The following is a 17429-nucleotide window of genomic DNA, read 5'->3' on the forward strand; positions in this document are numbered from 1 at the left end:
CAGGCTGTTTTTAAATTAAATAATTTGATATAAGGATGAAAAAAATTGGAAGACTGGATAAACCTGACAATAATGGGTCAGCTCAAATGTTCCAAAATCCTGTTTTGGAGAAATTGTCCAGGACGCATATTAGTATTCCGATTATCATGTTTATGGTGATTGGTTCTGTGTCATTCTATTATGGGGTGACAGCTACCTCAATACCTTTGCTTATTGGCTTGGGAATGTTGATTGTAGGTTTGCTTGCATTTACTTTGGTGGAGTATTTGATGCATAAATACTTTTTCCATATGGTGCCAAATACTAAGTTAAAAGATAAACTTCAATATTCCGTTCATGGTGTCCATCATGATTACCCAAAAGATAAAGACAGGTTGGCCATGCCGCCATTTATCAGTGGTTTATATGCCTGTATATTCTATTTTGTCTTTACTTTTCTTATGGGGGACTATGCTCTTTATTTTCTGCCAGGCTTTTTGATTGGCTATGCCCTGTATTTGGGTGTTCATTATATAGTGCATGCTTTTCAGCCACCAAAGAATTTCTTGAAGATATTGTGGGTAAACCATGCTATTCATCATTATAAAGACCCTGATGTTGCTTTTGGTGTAAGTTCTCCATTATGGGATATTATATTGGGAACTATGCCCAAAAAGGATTAATTATTTAAAACCTTCTTTTTATTTAAAGAGGGTTTTTTTATGTTGAAATCTTAGCTTTTGGGTTTGAATTAAGTATTAATTAAGGGAGTAAAATGAAGGTTAGTATAATAGGTTTAGGTTGGTTAGGAAAGCCTTTGGCCTTGTATCTTATAGATAAAGGTTTTGATGTTGTAGGGAGTGTGACTTCAGAAGATAAGTGTGCACAACTAAAAGGTGAAGGCTTGGATTGCTGTGTGATGAAAATGGCCCCGCATCCTGAGGGAAAAGATTTCAATCAACTTTTTGATACAGATATCTTAATTATCAATATTCCTCCAAAGCGAAGAACTCAGGCAGATTCTTTTCATCCGGAACAGGTAAAGTATTTAAAAGCTTTAATCAAGCAGGGGAATGTAAAGGCTGTTATATACACTAGTGCCACTTCGGTATATCCCGAGCTTAATAGGGAGGTAAGTGAAGAAGAGTTATTGACCAAGGAAACTACATCAAATCCTGCTCTCTTAGATGCGGAGCAGATATTGTGGAAAGATAAATGTTATGATCTCACTGTTGTCCGATTTGGAGGCTTACTTGGGATGGAAAGAATTCCTGGCAAGTATTTTTCCAATAAAGAAAATGTGGCAGGTGATCCCCCTGTAAATTACATCCATCAGACTGATGCTGTCAGGTTGATTGATTTTATTATTGAAAAAGGGATGTGGAATGAAACATTTAATGGGGTGAGTCCATTGCATCCAAGTAAAAAGGATGTGTATGAAAAGAATTTCCAAGATTTGGGAATAGCGCCTCCAAAAAGCTATAATGAGTTGCCTAGCAAGTTGTGGAAACAAGTGTCTTCAGCTAAGATTCAATCGAAGGGCTTTAAGTTTGTGTATAATGACCCATTATTTTTTGAATATTCACCATTATGAGAAATAATTTAAAAAATGTTAAATTATTTTATAAGCTTATGGTCTGATGGGCCAGACTTTTTGCCATAACTCCTTTTAAAAACAAACTAAATCCAAATTATAATTCATTGGGTTCTGGTTTTTGCCACAATAAATTTGGTTGTAGAAATTTGATAGTCCTGGTTTTCAGTTTGATTTGCATAACCGTATAAACGGTTTTATTAAAAAAACATAAGTATCTATATTTGTGCATCGAAATAAACAAAAAATGGACAAATTTTCATACATCTCCAATGCCCATGTAGCTTATATAGACGAGTTATATGAGGATTATAAAAAGGACCCAGAATCAATCGAACCAAGTTGGAAAACATTTTTTGATGGCTTTGATTTCGCCATTACCAAATTTGGAGAAGACGAAAATGGAGGCGCAGTAGCTTCTTCCTCAACCGGCAAAGCAGCCAGTGGTAGTTTGGCTACCAGAGGTACTATCATGGATATGGAGCAATTGCCAAAAGAAATTAAGGTAAGAGCATTGATCCATGCTTATCGTTCCAGGGCTCATCTTAGGTCAAAAACCAACCCTGTTCGAGAAAGAAGAGATAGGAAAGCCTTAATTGATCTAGAAGATTTTGGTTTAGGTGAATCAGATTTAAATACTGAATTCCAAGCCGGAAATGAAATCGGCATTGGAAGTGCAAAGCTTGGCAAGATCATAGAATCCCTTAAGACCATTTATGAAGGATCTATGGGATTTGAGTATCTGTCCATCAGGAATCCTGAAATGTTGGATTGGATAAAGCAAAAGATTGAAAAAGAAGCGCTTTCTTTTAATCCACCTTCAGAGGAGAAAAAAAGAATTTTATCCAAGCTCAACGAAGCAGTTGTCTTTGAAAATTTCCTTCATACCAAATATTTGGGGCAAAAAAGGTTTTCGCTTGAAGGAGGGGAGAGTACCATCCCTTTCCTTGATGCAGTGATCAACAAAGCCGCTGATTTAGGGGCTGAAGAGGTGATGATCGGTATGGCTCACAGGGGACGATTAAATGTTTTGGCCAATGTAATGGGCAAGACCTATGAGCAGATTTTCTCTGAATTCGAAGGAACAGCCAAGCCAGACCTTACCATGGGCGATGGTGATGTGAAATATCATATGGGATTTTCCAGTGAAGTCTTGACGCCATCAAATAAAAAGATGAACCTTAAGTTGGCTCCTAACCCATCTCACCTAGAAGCTGTTGATCCAGTAGTGGAAGGATTTGTAAGGGCCAAAATCGATCATCAATATGAAGGTAATAAGGATAAGGTAATTCCTATTTTGATTCATGGAGATGCGGCAGTAGCTGGCCAAGGGATTGTTTATGAAGTTACCCAAATGGCTAATCTTAAGGGGTATAATACCGGTGGTACCATTCATTTTGTTATCAATAACCAAGTAGGTTTTACTACTGATTTTGACGATGCCAGAAGTTCTATTTACTGTACTGATGTAGCCAAAATTATTGATGCCCCAGTTATTCACGTAAATGGTGATGATCCAGAGGCGGTGGTATTTGCTGCTAAGCTAGCTGCAGAATTTAGACAAAAATATAATCAGGATATATTCATCGATATGGTATGTTATAGAAGACATGGCCATAATGAGTCCGATGAGCCTAAGTTTACCCAGCCTGATCTTTATAATTTGATTTCCAAGCACCCTAACCCTAGGGAGATTTATAATAAAGAATTATTGGAAAGAGGGGATGTAGATGCCAAACTGGCCAAGCAGATGGATAAGGAGTTCCGTCAATTGCTTCAAGACAGGCTGAACATGGTCAAAGAAAAACCTCTTCCATATAATTTCTCACCATTTGAGCAGGCTTGGAAAGAGCTTAGAAAATCTACACCTGAGGATTTTGAAAAGTCACCAGAGACCAGTATTACAAGTGAGCAAGTCAAGACTGTAGCTGAAGCTTTGACTACATTGCCAAAGGGCTTTAAACCAATCAAGCAGATAGAGGCTCAGATGAAACAGCGAAAAGATATGTTCTTTAACTCCCAAAGCCTCAACTGGGCAGCTGCGGAGCTATTGGCATATGGCTCTTTGTTATTGGAAGGTAAAACAGTAAGGTTGACAGGTCAGGATTGTAGAAGAGGAACATTCTCCCATAGGCATGCGGTTTTGCATGACGCAACTACAAACAAATCTTTCAATTCTTTGAAAGAAATGAAGGAGAATAAGGGGCAGTTCCATATTTATAATTCGTTATTGTCTGAGTATGCTGTGCTCGGTTTTGAATATGGTTATGCCATGGCCAATCCTGATTCACTTACTATTTGGGAAGCCCAGTTTGGTGATTTTGCCAACGGTGCCCAAACGATGATTGATCAGTTTATCAGTTCTGGTGAGTCCAAATGGCAGAAGATGAATGGTATAGTGATGCTGCTTCCTCATGGTTATGAGGGGCAAGGTCCTGAGCATTCCAATGCACGTCCTGAAAGATTCTTGCAGCTTTCTGCGGAATATAATATGGTCGTGGCCAATATTACTGAGCCGTCTAATTTCTTCCATTTATTGAGGAGACAATTGGCTTGGGAATTCAGAAAGCCATGTGTGGTGATGTCCCCTAAATCTTTGCTGAGAAATCCGAAGGTAGTTTCTCCAATTGAGGAATTTACTAGTGGAGGATTCAGAGAGGTATTGAATGATACTACAGTGGATGCCAAAGATGTTACTAGGGTGGTATTGTGTTCTGGTAAAATCTATTATGATTTGATTGATGCCAGAGAAAAGGAAAAAGTAAAAGATGTGGCCATCGTAAGAGTAGAGCAATTGCATCCACTACCTAAAAACCAGATTCTTGATGCTGTGAAGTCATTCAGTAAGCAGAAAGAAGTTATTTGGGTACAAGAAGAACCTGAAAATATGGGGTATTGGACATATATTATGCGTGCTCTGTTTAGAGATTTCCCAATGGATGTCATCGCCAGAAAAGCCAGTGCTTCACCGGCAACAGGGTACCATAAAGTCCATGTGGAGGAGCAAACTAATATTGTAAATAAAGCATTAAGAATAAAATAAATCCCCCTGGCTGCAAAAGTGAAAGCTTTTGGAATGCTTAGGGCTTAATTTAATTATCAAAAATTAACCTTGAACCGAAAGGGGTTTGGGGGGTAAATAAAAAAGCCATGAGTTTAGAAATAAAAGTCCCTGCAGTTGGGGAGTCAATTACCGAAGTAACCATCGGTCAGTGGTTTAAAAATAGCGGAGAGTATGTGGAGATGGATGAGGTGATCTGCGAATTGGAATCAGATAAGGCCACTTTTGAATTAACTGCTGAACAATCTGGTATTTTGACCACCAGGGCAGAAGACGGTGATACTTTGGAAATTGGCGAAGTGATTTGCGAAATAGATACAAATGCCTCTGAAGGAGATGCGGCTCCTGCTGCTGCGGAAAGTCCTGCAAAGGAAAGTCCCGCGGCTGCTAGTGCAGGCAACGGTACTTCAGGAAAGACAGGTGAAATAAAAGAAATGGTAGTTCCTACTGTTGGCGAATCCATCACAGAAGTTACTTTGGCTTCTTGGCTGAAGGAAGATGGAGATTTTGTGGAATTGGACGAAATCATTGCCGAGGTGGACTCAGATAAGGCTACTTTTGAATTGCCGGCTGAAGCCCAAGGAATCCTAAGGCATGTTGCTGCAGAAGGCGATACTTTGGAAATCGGTGGATTGATCTGTAAGATCGAAGTAGTAGAAGGTGAAGCTCCATCAGAAGCATCTGCTTCTTCAAGCGAAGCTCCAGCTTCTTCGGGTGATGCGACTTATGCCACTGGGCACGCATCTCCTGCTGCAGCAAAGATTCTTGCTGAAAAAGGCATCGACCCTAAAGATGTGAAAGGTACAGGCAAAGATGGCAGGGTGACCAAAGAGGATGCTGAGAAAGCACAAAAGTCTGCTCCAAAACCAGCTGCTCCTCAAAAGCCAAAAGCTGAAGGAAAAGAAGCTGCTCCTGAAACACCAAAAGTAGCAGGTGAAAGAAATGTGAGAAGGGAGAAAATGACTTCCCTGAGAAAGACCATTTCTAAAAGATTGGTTGCAGCTAAAAATGAAACGGCCATGTTGACTACCTTCAATGAGGTAAACATGAAGCCTATCATGGATTTGAGAAAGCAGTATAAGGAAATGTTCAAGGAGAAGCATAATGTGAACCTTGGATTTATGTCTTTCTTTACCAAGGCTGTTTGTGTGGCCTTGAAGGAATGGCCTGCTGTGAATGCTCAGATCGATGGAAATGAAATCATCTATCATGATTTCTGTGATGTATCCATCGCAGTATCTGCACCAAAAGGATTGGTAGTTCCAGTGATCAGAGATGCTGAGCAACTTTCTTTTGACCAAGTAGAAAAAGAGGTAGTAAGGCTGGCGACAAAAGCTAGAGATGGTAAGTTGACCATAGAGGAGATGACAGGAGGTACCTTCACCATTACCAATGGTGGTATCTTTGGTTCAATGATGTCCACTCCGATTATTAACCAGCCTCAATCTGCTATTTTGGGGATGCACAATATTGTAGAAAGACCAATGGCCGTAAATGGCGAGGTGAAAATCCTTCCTATGATGTATATAGCGCTTTCTTATGACCACAGAATCATTGATGGTCGCGAGTCTGTAAGCTTCCTGGTAAGAGTAAAACAACTCCTTGAAGATCCAGCTAGATTATTGCTTGGAGTTTAATCAATATAGAGTACCAAGCGGCGAGTGTTTTTAACTTGTCTTTTGGTACTTTTTTTTGCTTGGTTATTTCTGGAGCATTGAAATTTTCCCAAGTCTTTAATTTAAATAAACCGTAGAGTTTTAATGCCAGTTTTCAAATGTTTGGCTGGCACAAAAAAATAAAATCATGAAATACGACTTAATCGTAATTGGATCAGGGCCTGGAGGATATGTGGCTGCTATCAGAGGAGCACAACTCGGCATGAAAACAGCTATTATTGAAAAATATCCTACATTGGGAGGTACCTGCTTGAATGTAGGTTGTATTCCTTCCAAGGCATTGCTGGATTCGAGTGAGCATTATCATAATGCTGCTCATACTTTCAAGACCCATGGTATTGACCTAAAGGACCTCAAGGTCAATTTGGGACAAATGATCGCCAGAAAGGATGATGTGGTCAAGCAAAATGTAGATGGTATCCAGTACTTGATGAAGAAAAATAAAATTGATGTTCATCAAGGTGTAGGGTCTTTTGTGGACAAGAATACCATTAAGGTGACCAAGGATGATGGGAAGTCAGAGGATATTACTGGTAAGAATATCATCATTGCCACTGGGTCTAAGCCTGCTTCTTTACCATTTATTGAAATTGATAAGAAGAGAATCATTACTTCTACTGAGGCTTTGAAGATGAAGGAAATCCCTAAACATCTCATCGTAATCGGTGGTGGAGTAATCGGGATGGAATTAGGTTCAGTTTATGCCCGTATGGGAGCGAAGGTGTCTGTGGTAGAATATATGGATTCCCTTATCCCTTCTATGGACAAAACCATGGGTAAAGAACTTCAGAAATCCTTGAAAAAACTAGGCTTCGAATTCTACTTGAAGCACAAGGTTACTGAGGTGAAAAATTCAGGTAAGGAAGTTACTGTAAAGGCTGAAAACAAGAAAGGAGAGATTGTAGAGGTAAAAGGGGACTATGTATTGGTGTCCATAGGTAGAAGACCTTATACAGATGGGTTGAATGCAGAAGCTGCAGGTGTGAAGCTCAATGACAGAGGGCAGGTTGAAGTAGATGAACATCTTAAAACCAATGTGGATAATATTTATGCTATTGGGGATGTGGTAAAAGGAGCTATGCTAGCGCACAAGGCTGAAGAAGAAGGTGTGTTGGTGGCAGAACAATTGGCCGGACAAAAGCCTCATATTAACTATAATTTGATACCAGGTGTGGTATATACTTGGCCTGAGGTGTCTTCTGTGGGATATACAGAAGAGCAATTGAAGGAAAAAGGTATCAAGTACAAAGCGGGTAAATTCCCTTTTATGGCTTCAGGTCGGGCAAGAGCATCTATGGATACTGATGGGCTTGTGAAAGTATTGGCTGATGCAAATACGGATGAAATCCTAGGCGTTCATATGATCGGACCAAGGACGGCAGATATGATTGCTGAGGCAGTAGTGGCCATGGAATACAGGGCTTCTGCAGAGGATATTGCTAGAATGTCCCATGCCCATCCTACATATACTGAAGCTTTTAAAGAAGCTTGTTTAGCAGCTACTGAGAACAGGGCACTACACGTCTAGCTATTTATTAAAACATATTTAAAAAGCAGTTCCTGTTAAGGAACTGCTTTTTTATTGTCTTTTTACAAGAAAGTATAAACCAAAGGCCTTTTGGATAGTTGTATTTTTTAATTGGTTAATGGTTTAATTTGTCTTTATTTAATTAGCTAATCCCTTGAGGGCAAGGTTTTAATACTCAGGATTGCTGAATACTAAGGGGCCTTGATCTGAAAGAATTAAGAATAAATTTAATTTACAGGAAAGGTTTTTTCCGATTAACCCTGCATCTTTCAATAATTTACTTAATTTTGCACCAATTTAGCCATAAGTAAAAAACTTATCCAAACCTCTCTATAGCATGCCTAAAGATAATAGCATTAAACATGTACTGATCATTGGAAGTGGTCCAATCATAATTGGCCAGGCCTGTGAGTTTGATTATTCAGGATCTCAAGCAGCGAGATCTTTAAGAGAAGAGGGCGTCACTGTGACCCTTATCAACTCCAATCCGGCAACCATTATGACTGATCCGGTTACTGCAGACAATGTTTACCTGCTTCCCTTGGAGAAAAAATCCATTGTAAAAATCCTGACTGATCATCCGGATATTGACTGTGTACTTCCTACCATGGGTGGTCAAACAGCATTAAACTTAGCCATTGAGGCCGATCAAGCCGGAATCTGGGAAAAGTTTAATGTGAGAATGATCGGTGTCGATATCGATGCCATCGAAACTGCAGAAAACCGTGAGAAGTTCAAGGCCTTAATGGAAGAGCTTAATGTAGGGGTTTGTGTTGGTAAAACAGCTACTTCCTTCCTCCAAGGTAAGGAAATTGCCCAGGAAATCGGTTTCCCATTAGTTATTAGACCTTCCTATACCCTAGGCGGTACCGGTGGTGGTTTCGTAGAAAAAGAAGAAGATTTTGAAAAAGCCCTTATGAGTGGGCTTAAGGCCTCTCCAACCCACGAGGTATTGATCGAACAAAGTATCCTAGGTTGGAAAGAATATGAGCTTGAAGTACTTCGTGATAGTATAGGCAATATGATTGTTGTTTGTTCTATTGAAAACTTCGACCCAATGGGGGTTCACACTGGTGACTCTATCACTGTTGCCCCAGCGATGACACTTCCAGATCCTGTTTACCAGGAAATGAGGAGTTTGGCCATCAAGATGATGAATGGTATTGGAAACTTTGCAGGTGGATGTAACGTGCAGTTCTCTGTTAGCCCTGACAACCAGACCATAATTGGTATTGAGATCAATCCTAGGGTATCTCGTTCATCAGCATTGGCTTCTAAAGCTACAGGTTACCCGATTGCAAAAGTAGCTGCCAAACTAGCTATGGGGTATAATTTGGATGAGCTGCCTAATTCAATTACCGGAACAACTTCCGCTTTCTTTGAGCCAGCCATTGACTATGTGATTGTTAAGATTCCTAGATGGAATTTTGATAAGTTCAAAGGGTCTGATCGTAAATTAGGTCTTTCCATGAAAGCAGTAGGTGAGGTAATGGGAATTGGTAGGAATTTCCAAGAGGCCTTGCAAAAAGCCTGTCAGTCACTGGAGATCAAGAGAAATGGTCTTGGTGCTGATGGTAAAGAGTTAAAGAACCAAGATCAGATTCTATATAGCTTGGAGCACCCGAGCTGGAATCGTCTTTTCCATATTTATGATGCCTTTAAATTAGGTATCTCTTTTAGAACTATCCAAGATTTAACCAAAATCGATAAGTGGTTCTTGAAGCAAATCGAGGAATTGGTACACTTAGACATTACCTTGGACAAGTACACTTTGGATACTATTCCTAAGGATTTGATGGTGATGGCAAAACACAAAGGTTATGCTGATCGTCAGATTGCCCATCTTTTGGGTTGCTTGGAGAGTGAGGTCTTCAAGAAGCGTAGAGACGAAATGGGTATCAAGCGTGTGTATAAACTGGTGGATACTTGTGCGGCTGAATTTGAAGCACAGACACCGTACTATTACTCTTCTTTTGGAGAGGAAAATGAATCTATCTCAAGTGATAAAAAGAAGGTCATTGTATTAGGTTCTGGTCCTAACCGAGTTGGTCAAGGTATTGAGTTTGATTATTCTTGCGTTCACGGTGTATTGGCGGCAAAAGAGTGCGGTTATGAAACCATCATGATCAACTGTAACCCTGAGACTGTTTCCACTGACTTTGATATTGCAGATAAGCTTTATTTTGAACCAGTATTCTGGGAGCATATCTATGAAATCATTCTTCATGAAAAGCCTGAGGGCGTAATTGTTCAGTTAGGTGGACAGACTGCTCTTAAGTTGGCTGAGAAATTGGAAAAATACGGTGTTAAGATCTTGGGTACAAGCTTTGAAGCTTTAGATCTTGCTGAAGACCGTGGAGAATTTTCTGCCTTATTGAAAGAAAACGAGGTTCCTTATCCAGAGTTTGGAACTATTCATAATACAGATGAAGCCCTTGAGCTTTGTAAAACTATCGGATTCCCCTTATTGGTGAGACCTTCTTATGTATTGGGTGGTCAGGGAATGAAGATTGTGATTAATGAGAAGGAGCTTGAGCAGCATGTAGTAGAAGTATTGAAGGATATTCCAGATAATGAGATTCTTCTGGATCATTTCCTTGAGGGGGCTATCGAGGCTGAAGCGGATGCGATCTGTGATGGTGAAAATGTATATATCATTGGTATCATGCAGCATATTGAGCCTGCAGGAATTCACTCAGGTGACTCATACGCAGTATTGCCTCCATATAACTTGGGTGACTTGGTAGTAAGACAAATTGAGACTTTTACAGAGAAAATAGCCTTGGCATTGAAAACTGTAGGTCTGATCAATATTCAGTTTGCGATCAAGGATGATAAAGTATATGTGATCGAGGCTAACCCAAGAGCATCTAGGACTGTGCCGTTTATTTGTAAGGCTTATCAAGAACCTTATGTGAATTATGCCGTAAAAGTGATGTTGGGTGCCAATAAAGTGACCGACTTTAAGTTCAATCCTACTAAGAAAGGATATGCAATCAAAGAGCCGGTGTTCTCTTTCCATAAGTTTCCTAACGTCAATAAAGAATTAGGTCCTGAGATGAAATCTACGGGAGAGGCCATCTATTTTATTGATGATTTAATGGATGATTACTTCTTAAAGATTTATGCTGAGAGGAACCTATATCTGAGTAGATAATTTGTAATTAAATTCAATTCGCTTTGAAGTATATCATATTAATTCTTTGTATCGGTTGGTTGTTTGGACAGCTTTTCCGATACTTTTTAAGATCCAAATTGGGGCAATTTGCTCAGCAGGTAAAAGCTGCTGCTAGAGAAGAGCAAAGGACTCAGCAGCGGGCGGAAAAGGATAATGGAGAAATCCATGTAGACTATGTGCCCAAGGAATATCAAAAGAGAAGTAAGAAAGATATTCGAGGCGGTGAATATGTCGATTATGAAGAGGTGAAGGATTGATTAATCCTCGCGCTTTAGATATAAAATTTTAAGTAATTTAGAAAGAGTCCCCTAAATAGGGGGCTCTTTTTTTTGAACTATAATGAATTGATGTTTGACTTTTGAAGGATATTTGGCAATTTGTGGAGTTAGCCGCATGTCAGTATTCAATCATTTTCTAATTTCTAAGGTCAATTATCAATGAAAAAAATCTACTTAATAACTTTATTATTCATCTTTATCATTACTGCTCAGGTTGCCTACTCTCAAGGATGTGTGGCTATTCGCGGTTTTTCAGCTTGTAATGGGCAAGTCGGGTCACAAGCATTCTTGCCAAAAGGGGAGTGGTTGATCAATGGGAATTTTAGGTATTTCCATTCCTTCAGACATTTTAGAGGTCATGAAGAAGAAACCAATAGGGTAGAGGAAGGGACAGAAGTGATCAATGATTCCTATTTCTTTGATGCATCCGTTTCCTATGGTTTTAGCGATAGGTTGTATGGTTCATTGATATTGCCAATAGTTTATCATGAGCGATCTTCCATGTATGAGCATGGGGGAAATCCTCCAAATGGCCTGGGTGACCGTCATAAAACTTATTCAAGTGGACTTGGTGATGTACGGTTGAGTGCTTCTTATTGGGTGTTGAACCCTGATAAGAATTCCAAAGGCAATTTTTCTGTGGGACTGGGACTAAAGTTACCCACTGGAGATTATGGCGCGACCAGTACTTTTTATAACCAGGGAGAAAATAGGGATGAAACTTTGGAGCTGACAGTGGACCAGTCCATTCAGCCTGGAGATGGTGGTTTTGGTGGAACTTTGGAGCTTCAGGGCTATAGAATGCTTTCGCACAGTTTTATGTTGAATGGAAGCTTTTTTTATCTGGCTAATCCCAGAGAAACCAATGGAGAATCTTCTAGAAATAGAGGGACTGAATTTTCTGTTCCTGATCAATATGCTGTTCGTTTGGGGGCTACCTACATTAGCGCAGTGCCAGGATTAAGTTTTTATTTGGGAGGGAGATATGAATGTATTCCTGTTTATGATTTAATTGGAGGAAGTGACGGGTTTAGAAGGCCTGGTTATGCTTTATCTGTAGAGCCAGGTATAAATTATGCCAAAAATAAGTTCTCGATTAATGTGAATGTGCCAATAGCCTTAGAAAGGAACAGGACAAGAAGTTATTTGGATATTCAGAATACCACACCCGATAGGTATAGACATGGCGATGCCGCCTTTGCAGATTACTTGATTAATATTGGTTTTGCTTGGAGGATTACTAAAAAGATATCTGAGCCTTTTCACAGCATGTAAGAATGCTTAATTGATTTCAGGAAAATGGGGGTAATTGTTTATTTGCCCCCATTTGCTATAAGGTCATTATGACAGTTTTGATCAAGGTTGGGTATACCATTGTTGACTGTGTTGTGAAGGATATTGGTTTCTACCGCCCAGTACATTAAACAGTCCTTATTGTTGCAATGGTGTTCATGCTCTTCATCTTCATGTTCTACTTGCATATTGGAGCCAAGGTTTACCAAGCCCATCAAGTGTCCAAGTTCATGCAGCAAAACCGTGCTCTCTAATTTCTCCTTACTTGGTTTACCCACACGTCCTGAGTTTTCTAATATTCTTTGTCCCATTAGTGCAAGAGAGGTATTTCTATGGGAGATTCCCAGGCTAAATTCAGTATCGGTATCCTGATCAAAATATCCATCTACTATTAAGATATACATTCCTAGCGCTGAGCCTGTATTATAACTGCTTCTATTATTGTCTTCTATTTCTCTTATTTCATCAAGCGTGTAGTTCTCTTGCCCCATGGCAGGAATGGACTTGATAATTATATTAATTCCTACAGGTTTATTTACCAGGCTCTCCATCCAATTTACAATCGTGCCTATTGATGTTTGGTTTGGAGGAAATCCTTCCATGTATTGGATTTCAAGGTCAATGCTGGAAAATTTATTTGCGGAAAGAATTTCATTGGAAGAAGCTCCTATACCTCTTTTGGCAGCTTTGATGCTTTCAATTCTTTCATCGACTTCCCTGTCTGTAAAGCAGGAGGTAAAGACAAAAGCAACAAAGATAAATAAGAAGAAATGAGTGCTAAGAAGGTTTCTGTTCACTATTTATTTTATAAGATGATCGATGTAAATATCAGTCTATTAATTGATTAAGCTGCAAATATACCTACTTTTTCTATTTAATAGAATTTCCTGTTTCGGGAATGGGAGATTTTTCTTCCAAACTTTTTTTGGCAAGGATAATCAAAACAATAGAAAGTACGAATAAAATTGCTGCAATAACCGAAAGCACATAAGCTTCTTCTTGGAAATTTTTCCACGCAAAAATCCCAAGTGATGTCAATGTCACTGTAAACATGAAAAACATAGGAATCAGAACGAAGGTAGCATTGACATTAATATTTATAAGCCAAACGGCGATGGCTAGCAAAGCCAGTGCAGCTAATAGTTGATTGGCTGAACCAAAAATTGGCCATAAGGTGGTAAAGCCTCCAGAACGTATCAATAATATTGAAAGAACGACCACTATGCCAGTGCTCAAAAATCTATTTTCAGATAATTGCTTGCCGACAGGGTTTTCTACCCCTTCGAAATATTCCTGTAGGGTAAACCTTGCCAATCTAGTACAGGTATCCAGTGTAGTTAGGGCAAATGCAGACACCGTGAGTGCGACGAAACTGACAGCCATTTGTTCTGGGATGCCCAAGGTGGCCATCATAGATCCCAAGCCATCGGAAAACATGGTGACAGGGCCTTTCAAACTTAAGTTACTTGCATATTCCTCTCTACTGAGAATAATGACTGCGGCCACTGAAATGATGGCCAAAAATGATTCAATCAACATTCCTCCAAAGCCAACTACTTTAGCATCTCCTTCTTTGTCAATTTGTTTGGAAGTTGTTCCTGAAGCTACTAAGGAGTGAAAGCCACTTATGGCTCCACAGGCTATAGTGACAAAAAGCACAGGAAATAAATAGCCCAGGTTTTCTGAAGTGATATTTACTTGGGTATCCATTTTGATTTCTGGATTGGCATATAAAATACCGATGGTAGCAAAAATGATCAATCCATACAGTAAGAAACTATTGAGGTAATCTCTTGGCTGCAGTAATAGAGAAACTGGTGTTACTGACGCTATAAAAGCATAGGCCAGCAAAATATAAAGCCAGAGCTCATAATTAAGCTCGAAGGGAATTTGCATGCCTAGGTAAACAAAATAATACATTAAGGATACGCCAATGAGCGATATAATGATAAATAGGCTTTTTTTATCTGCCACAAATTTGTTGACAATACCAAATACTACGGCTAATCCAATAAAGAGGATAGAGGCAGAAGCCACTCCCGGATTATTGATAAATGTTTTGGCAATGATATCTGCAAATACAGCTATAACCAGAATCAGGGTAGAAAAGCTAAAAATCATAAACAGCTGCTTTCCTTTATAGCCAATATTGTTCTTGATAATGGTCCCTATGGATTTACCCTGATTTCTCATGGAAGCGATCATACTTCCCAAATCGTGGACAGCACCGAAGAAAATCCCCCCAACCAAGATCCATATGATGGCAGGAATCCAACCAAAGGTTACGGCAATAATAGGACCTACTATAGGGCCTGCGCCTGCAATGGAGGCAAAATGGTGTCCTAATACAACAATGGGTTTGCTGGGGACATAATCTACTCCATCCCTATATTGGTGAGAAGGGGTTCGGTTTTTGTCATTGATATTAAATTTTTTGAAAACATATTTACCATAAAGTAAATATGCTCCTAAAAGTATAATCCCAGACAATAATAGGATAGCGGGTAGGGTCATAATGTATTTTTGGATTTATTGTTTCTTCTATATATATTATAACGAAACTTAAGTTTACTTAAGTCCTTCGTTTGGTTTTTTCATATAATCAACAAATGTAATTAATCTCCGCTTTCCTTCAATATACCACGAGGACAAGTGGTGTAAAATCTTAGAGTTTACTCGCAATTATTATCACGGCCCGGTAACCTTCCTTATTCCTTGATCACTTAAATGCTATTAAGATGAATGACAAGATTGTATTTGTATCTATCTCAATTGGATTGCTATTGTGTGCCCATTTGGTGATCTGGTTGTCCTTTACCTCGTTGGTCAAAAGATTTTATAAGCCTCAGTCTGATGCGGGCAGAAAATCCATTCAGGGATTGTCCAATTCCTTGAAGTGGGGTCTGTTTTTTCTGCTTTTTCCATTATTGGAATCCAAGTTTTCGCCAGAGGATTGGAGCTATATCAGTCAATTTAAAATTTTTCAGATTTTGTTTTATGTTAATTTAGCTTGGGTACTCATTGCGCTTACTGCATTATTAAAGTATTATTTTTTGGAGCATCATTCCTTTATCAAAACCGACAACTTAAAGGAAAGGAGGATGCATACTCAGGTGAGCTTTATACAGAAAATTATAGTAGTGGTCATAGTGATTGTGGCTTTTTCTTTTGTGATGATGAGTTTTGAGTCAGCCCGAAAAGCTGGACAAGGTATTCTGGCATCAGCAGGGGTGGCTGGTATAATCATTGGTTTGGCAGCACAAAAGTCCATAGCTAATTTACTAGCTGGATTTCAAATAGCTTTTACACAGCCCATTCGAATAGATGATGTGGTCGTCGTCGAAGGAGAGTGGGGGAAGATTGAGGAAATCAACCTGACCTATGTGGTGGTTTGTATTTGGGATCAGCGTCGACTTGTATTGCCGATTTATTATTTTCTGGAAAAGCCTTTTCAAAACTGGACGAGGACTACGGCTGATATTTGGGGAACGGTTTTTTTATATGTAGATCCTACCATTCCTGTTTTGGATTTGAAGGATAAGCTCAAACAAATTCTGGATAATACGGATTTGTGGGATGGAAAGGTTCAGGTGCTTCAAGTTACTGATATGAAATCTACCGTATTGGAATTGAGGTGTTTGATGAGTGCAAAAGACAGTCCTTCAGCTTTTGATTTACGGTGTTTGGTGAGGGAGCAAATGATACACTATATTCAAGAAAAATATCCTGAATCATTGCCCAAAACCCGGGTTTTGATGGACAGAATGGAAGAAACCGAATCTATAGAAAATGGTCGTCCGAAATGAGAAAGCAACATTTCATTTTATTTAACGGATAATACCTATAAATTTGTAGTCCCTGAAAAGAAATTTTCAGCCTTAAAATACAACATATGGCTTGGTTTAAGAGAAAAGACGCAGGAATTAAAACTTCCACTCAAGAGAAGAAAGACGCCCCAGATGGCCTTTGGTTTAAGACGCCAAAGGGAAATATCATCCACACCCGTGAATTGAAGAACAATGCATTTGTGTGTCCTGATGATGATTATCACGTTAAAATAGGGTCTAAGGAATATTTTGAGATTTTATTTGATGACAACAAGTTCCAAGAGCTTGATGCCGAAATGACCTCTGGTGATCCATTGAATTTTGTGGACAGCAAACCTTATACTTCAAGGATTGAAGCTACTATCAATAAAACCGGATTAAAAGATGCTGTTCGTTCCGGAGTAGGTAAAATCAATGGGCAGGATATTGTGATTGCTTCCATGGACTTTAGCTTTATAGGTGGTTCTATGGGGTCTGTAGTGGGTGAAAAAATTGCTAGGGCGATAGATCATTCCCTAAAAAACAAAATTCCATTTTTGATGATCTCCAAGTCTGGAGGTGCCAGAATGATGGAGGCAGGTTTTAGTTTGATGCAAATGGCTAAGACTTCTGCAAAATTAGCTTTATTGGACGAAGCAAAAATCCCTTATATTTCATTGGTGACAGATCCTACTACTGGTGGGGTGACTGCCTCCTATGCAATGTTAGGTGATTTTAATATTGCCGAACCAGGAGCCTTGATTGGTTTTGCCGGTCCAAGGGTAATTCGTGAAACAATCGGTAAAGATCTTCCAAAAGGATTCCAAAGTGCAGAATTTGTATTGGAACATGGCTTCTTGGATTTTATTGTTGATAGAAGGCAGCTTAAAACAAGGCTTTCAACTTTGCTTAAACTATTGAGCAATTAATTGGTTGTGTATATAAATTAAAGTTAAAATTTACCTGAACGGTCTCCGATTTTAGGGAATATTAAATATATTTGTGTGCCTCAAATGAGGTGCTTGATATACTGAAA

The 17429-nt window shown here is 39.2% G+C and carries 12 protein-coding genes; 10 read left to right on the forward strand and 2 right to left on the reverse strand.

Annotated elements, in window-relative coordinates; all coding sequences use genetic code 11:
- Positions 1 to 35 precede the first annotated feature (35 nt).
- The 8 genes from H7U17_RS00375 (at position 36) to H7U17_RS00410 (ending at position 12569) form a co-directional block, all read left to right on the forward strand.
- Positions 36 to 662, forward strand: coding sequence for a sterol desaturase family protein (locus H7U17_RS00375; RefSeq protein ID WP_186753611.1), 627 nt, complete (start codon positions 36 to 38; stop codon positions 660 to 662).
- 92 nt (positions 663 to 754) lie between these two features.
- Positions 755 to 1573, forward strand: coding sequence for an NAD(P)-binding domain-containing protein (locus H7U17_RS00380; RefSeq protein ID WP_186753613.1), 819 nt, complete (start codon positions 755 to 757; stop codon positions 1571 to 1573).
- A gap of 247 nt (positions 1574 to 1820) precedes the next feature.
- Complete coding sequence (locus H7U17_RS00385) at positions 1821 to 4616, forward strand: 2-oxoglutarate dehydrogenase E1 component (protein WP_186753615.1); 2796 nt, start codon at positions 1821 to 1823, stop codon at positions 4614 to 4616.
- Positions 4617 to 4723: 107 nt separating this feature from the next.
- Positions 4724 to 6271: a 2-oxoglutarate dehydrogenase complex dihydrolipoyllysine-residue succinyltransferase gene (gene odhB, locus H7U17_RS00390; protein ID WP_186753617.1), complete on the forward strand. Its 1548-nt coding sequence runs from the start codon at positions 4724 to 4726 to the stop codon at positions 6269 to 6271.
- A gap of 166 nt (positions 6272 to 6437) precedes the next feature.
- A complete protein-coding gene (gene lpdA / locus H7U17_RS00395; RefSeq protein ID WP_186753619.1) occupies positions 6438 to 7838 on the forward strand; it encodes a dihydrolipoyl dehydrogenase in 1401 nt (466 codons plus the stop codon).
- 337 nt (positions 7839 to 8175) lie between these two features.
- Positions 8176 to 10995, forward strand: a complete 2820-nt coding sequence (gene carB / locus H7U17_RS00400) for a carbamoyl-phosphate synthase large subunit (protein WP_186753627.1) — start codon at positions 8176 to 8178, stop codon at positions 10993 to 10995.
- Between the two features lie 23 nt (positions 10996 to 11018).
- Positions 11019 to 11273 (forward strand): DUF4834 family protein, encoded by a 255-nt coding sequence (locus H7U17_RS00405; protein WP_186753629.1) that lies wholly within the window; start codon positions 11019 to 11021, stop codon positions 11271 to 11273.
- 180 nt (positions 11274 to 11453) lie between these two features.
- On the forward strand, positions 11454 to 12569 hold the full coding sequence (locus H7U17_RS00410; RefSeq protein ID WP_186753631.1) for a transporter: 1116 nt from the start codon (positions 11454 to 11456) through the stop codon (positions 12567 to 12569).
- 38 nt (positions 12570 to 12607) lie between these two features.
- On the opposite strand, the gene H7U17_RS00415 is transcribed toward H7U17_RS00410, so the two are convergent.
- Together H7U17_RS00415 and H7U17_RS00420 are read right to left on the reverse strand one after the other, a co-directional pair.
- Positions 12608 to 13384 carry a zinc metalloprotease gene (locus tag H7U17_RS00415; RefSeq protein ID WP_222439101.1) on the reverse strand — a complete coding sequence of 259 codons (777 nt, stop codon included), beginning with the start codon at positions 13382 to 13384 and terminating at the stop codon, positions 12608 to 12610.
- 73 nt (positions 13385 to 13457) lie between these two features.
- Positions 13458 to 15101 (reverse strand): carbon starvation CstA family protein, encoded by a 1644-nt coding sequence (locus H7U17_RS00420; protein WP_186753633.1) that lies wholly within the window; start codon positions 15099 to 15101, stop codon positions 13458 to 13460.
- A gap of 224 nt (positions 15102 to 15325) precedes the next feature.
- Here H7U17_RS00420 and H7U17_RS00425 point away from each other — a divergent pair, with 224 nt between their 5' ends.
- Both H7U17_RS00425 and accD read left to right on the forward strand, forming a co-directional pair.
- The gene (locus H7U17_RS00425; RefSeq protein WP_186753635.1) at positions 15326 to 16393 is read left to right on the forward strand and encodes a mechanosensitive ion channel family protein; all 1068 of its coding nucleotides are present in this window, start codon (positions 15326 to 15328) and stop codon (positions 16391 to 16393) included.
- An 86-nt stretch (positions 16394 to 16479) separates the two neighbouring features.
- On the forward strand, positions 16480 to 17322 hold the full coding sequence (gene accD, locus H7U17_RS00430; RefSeq protein ID WP_186753637.1) for an acetyl-CoA carboxylase, carboxyltransferase subunit beta: 843 nt from the start codon (positions 16480 to 16482) through the stop codon (positions 17320 to 17322).
- Positions 17323 to 17429 lie beyond the last annotated feature (107 nt).

The organism is Echinicola salinicaeni (assembly GCF_014280965.1).
GTDB lineage: Bacteria > Bacteroidota > Bacteroidia > Cytophagales > Cyclobacteriaceae > Echinicola > Echinicola salinicaeni.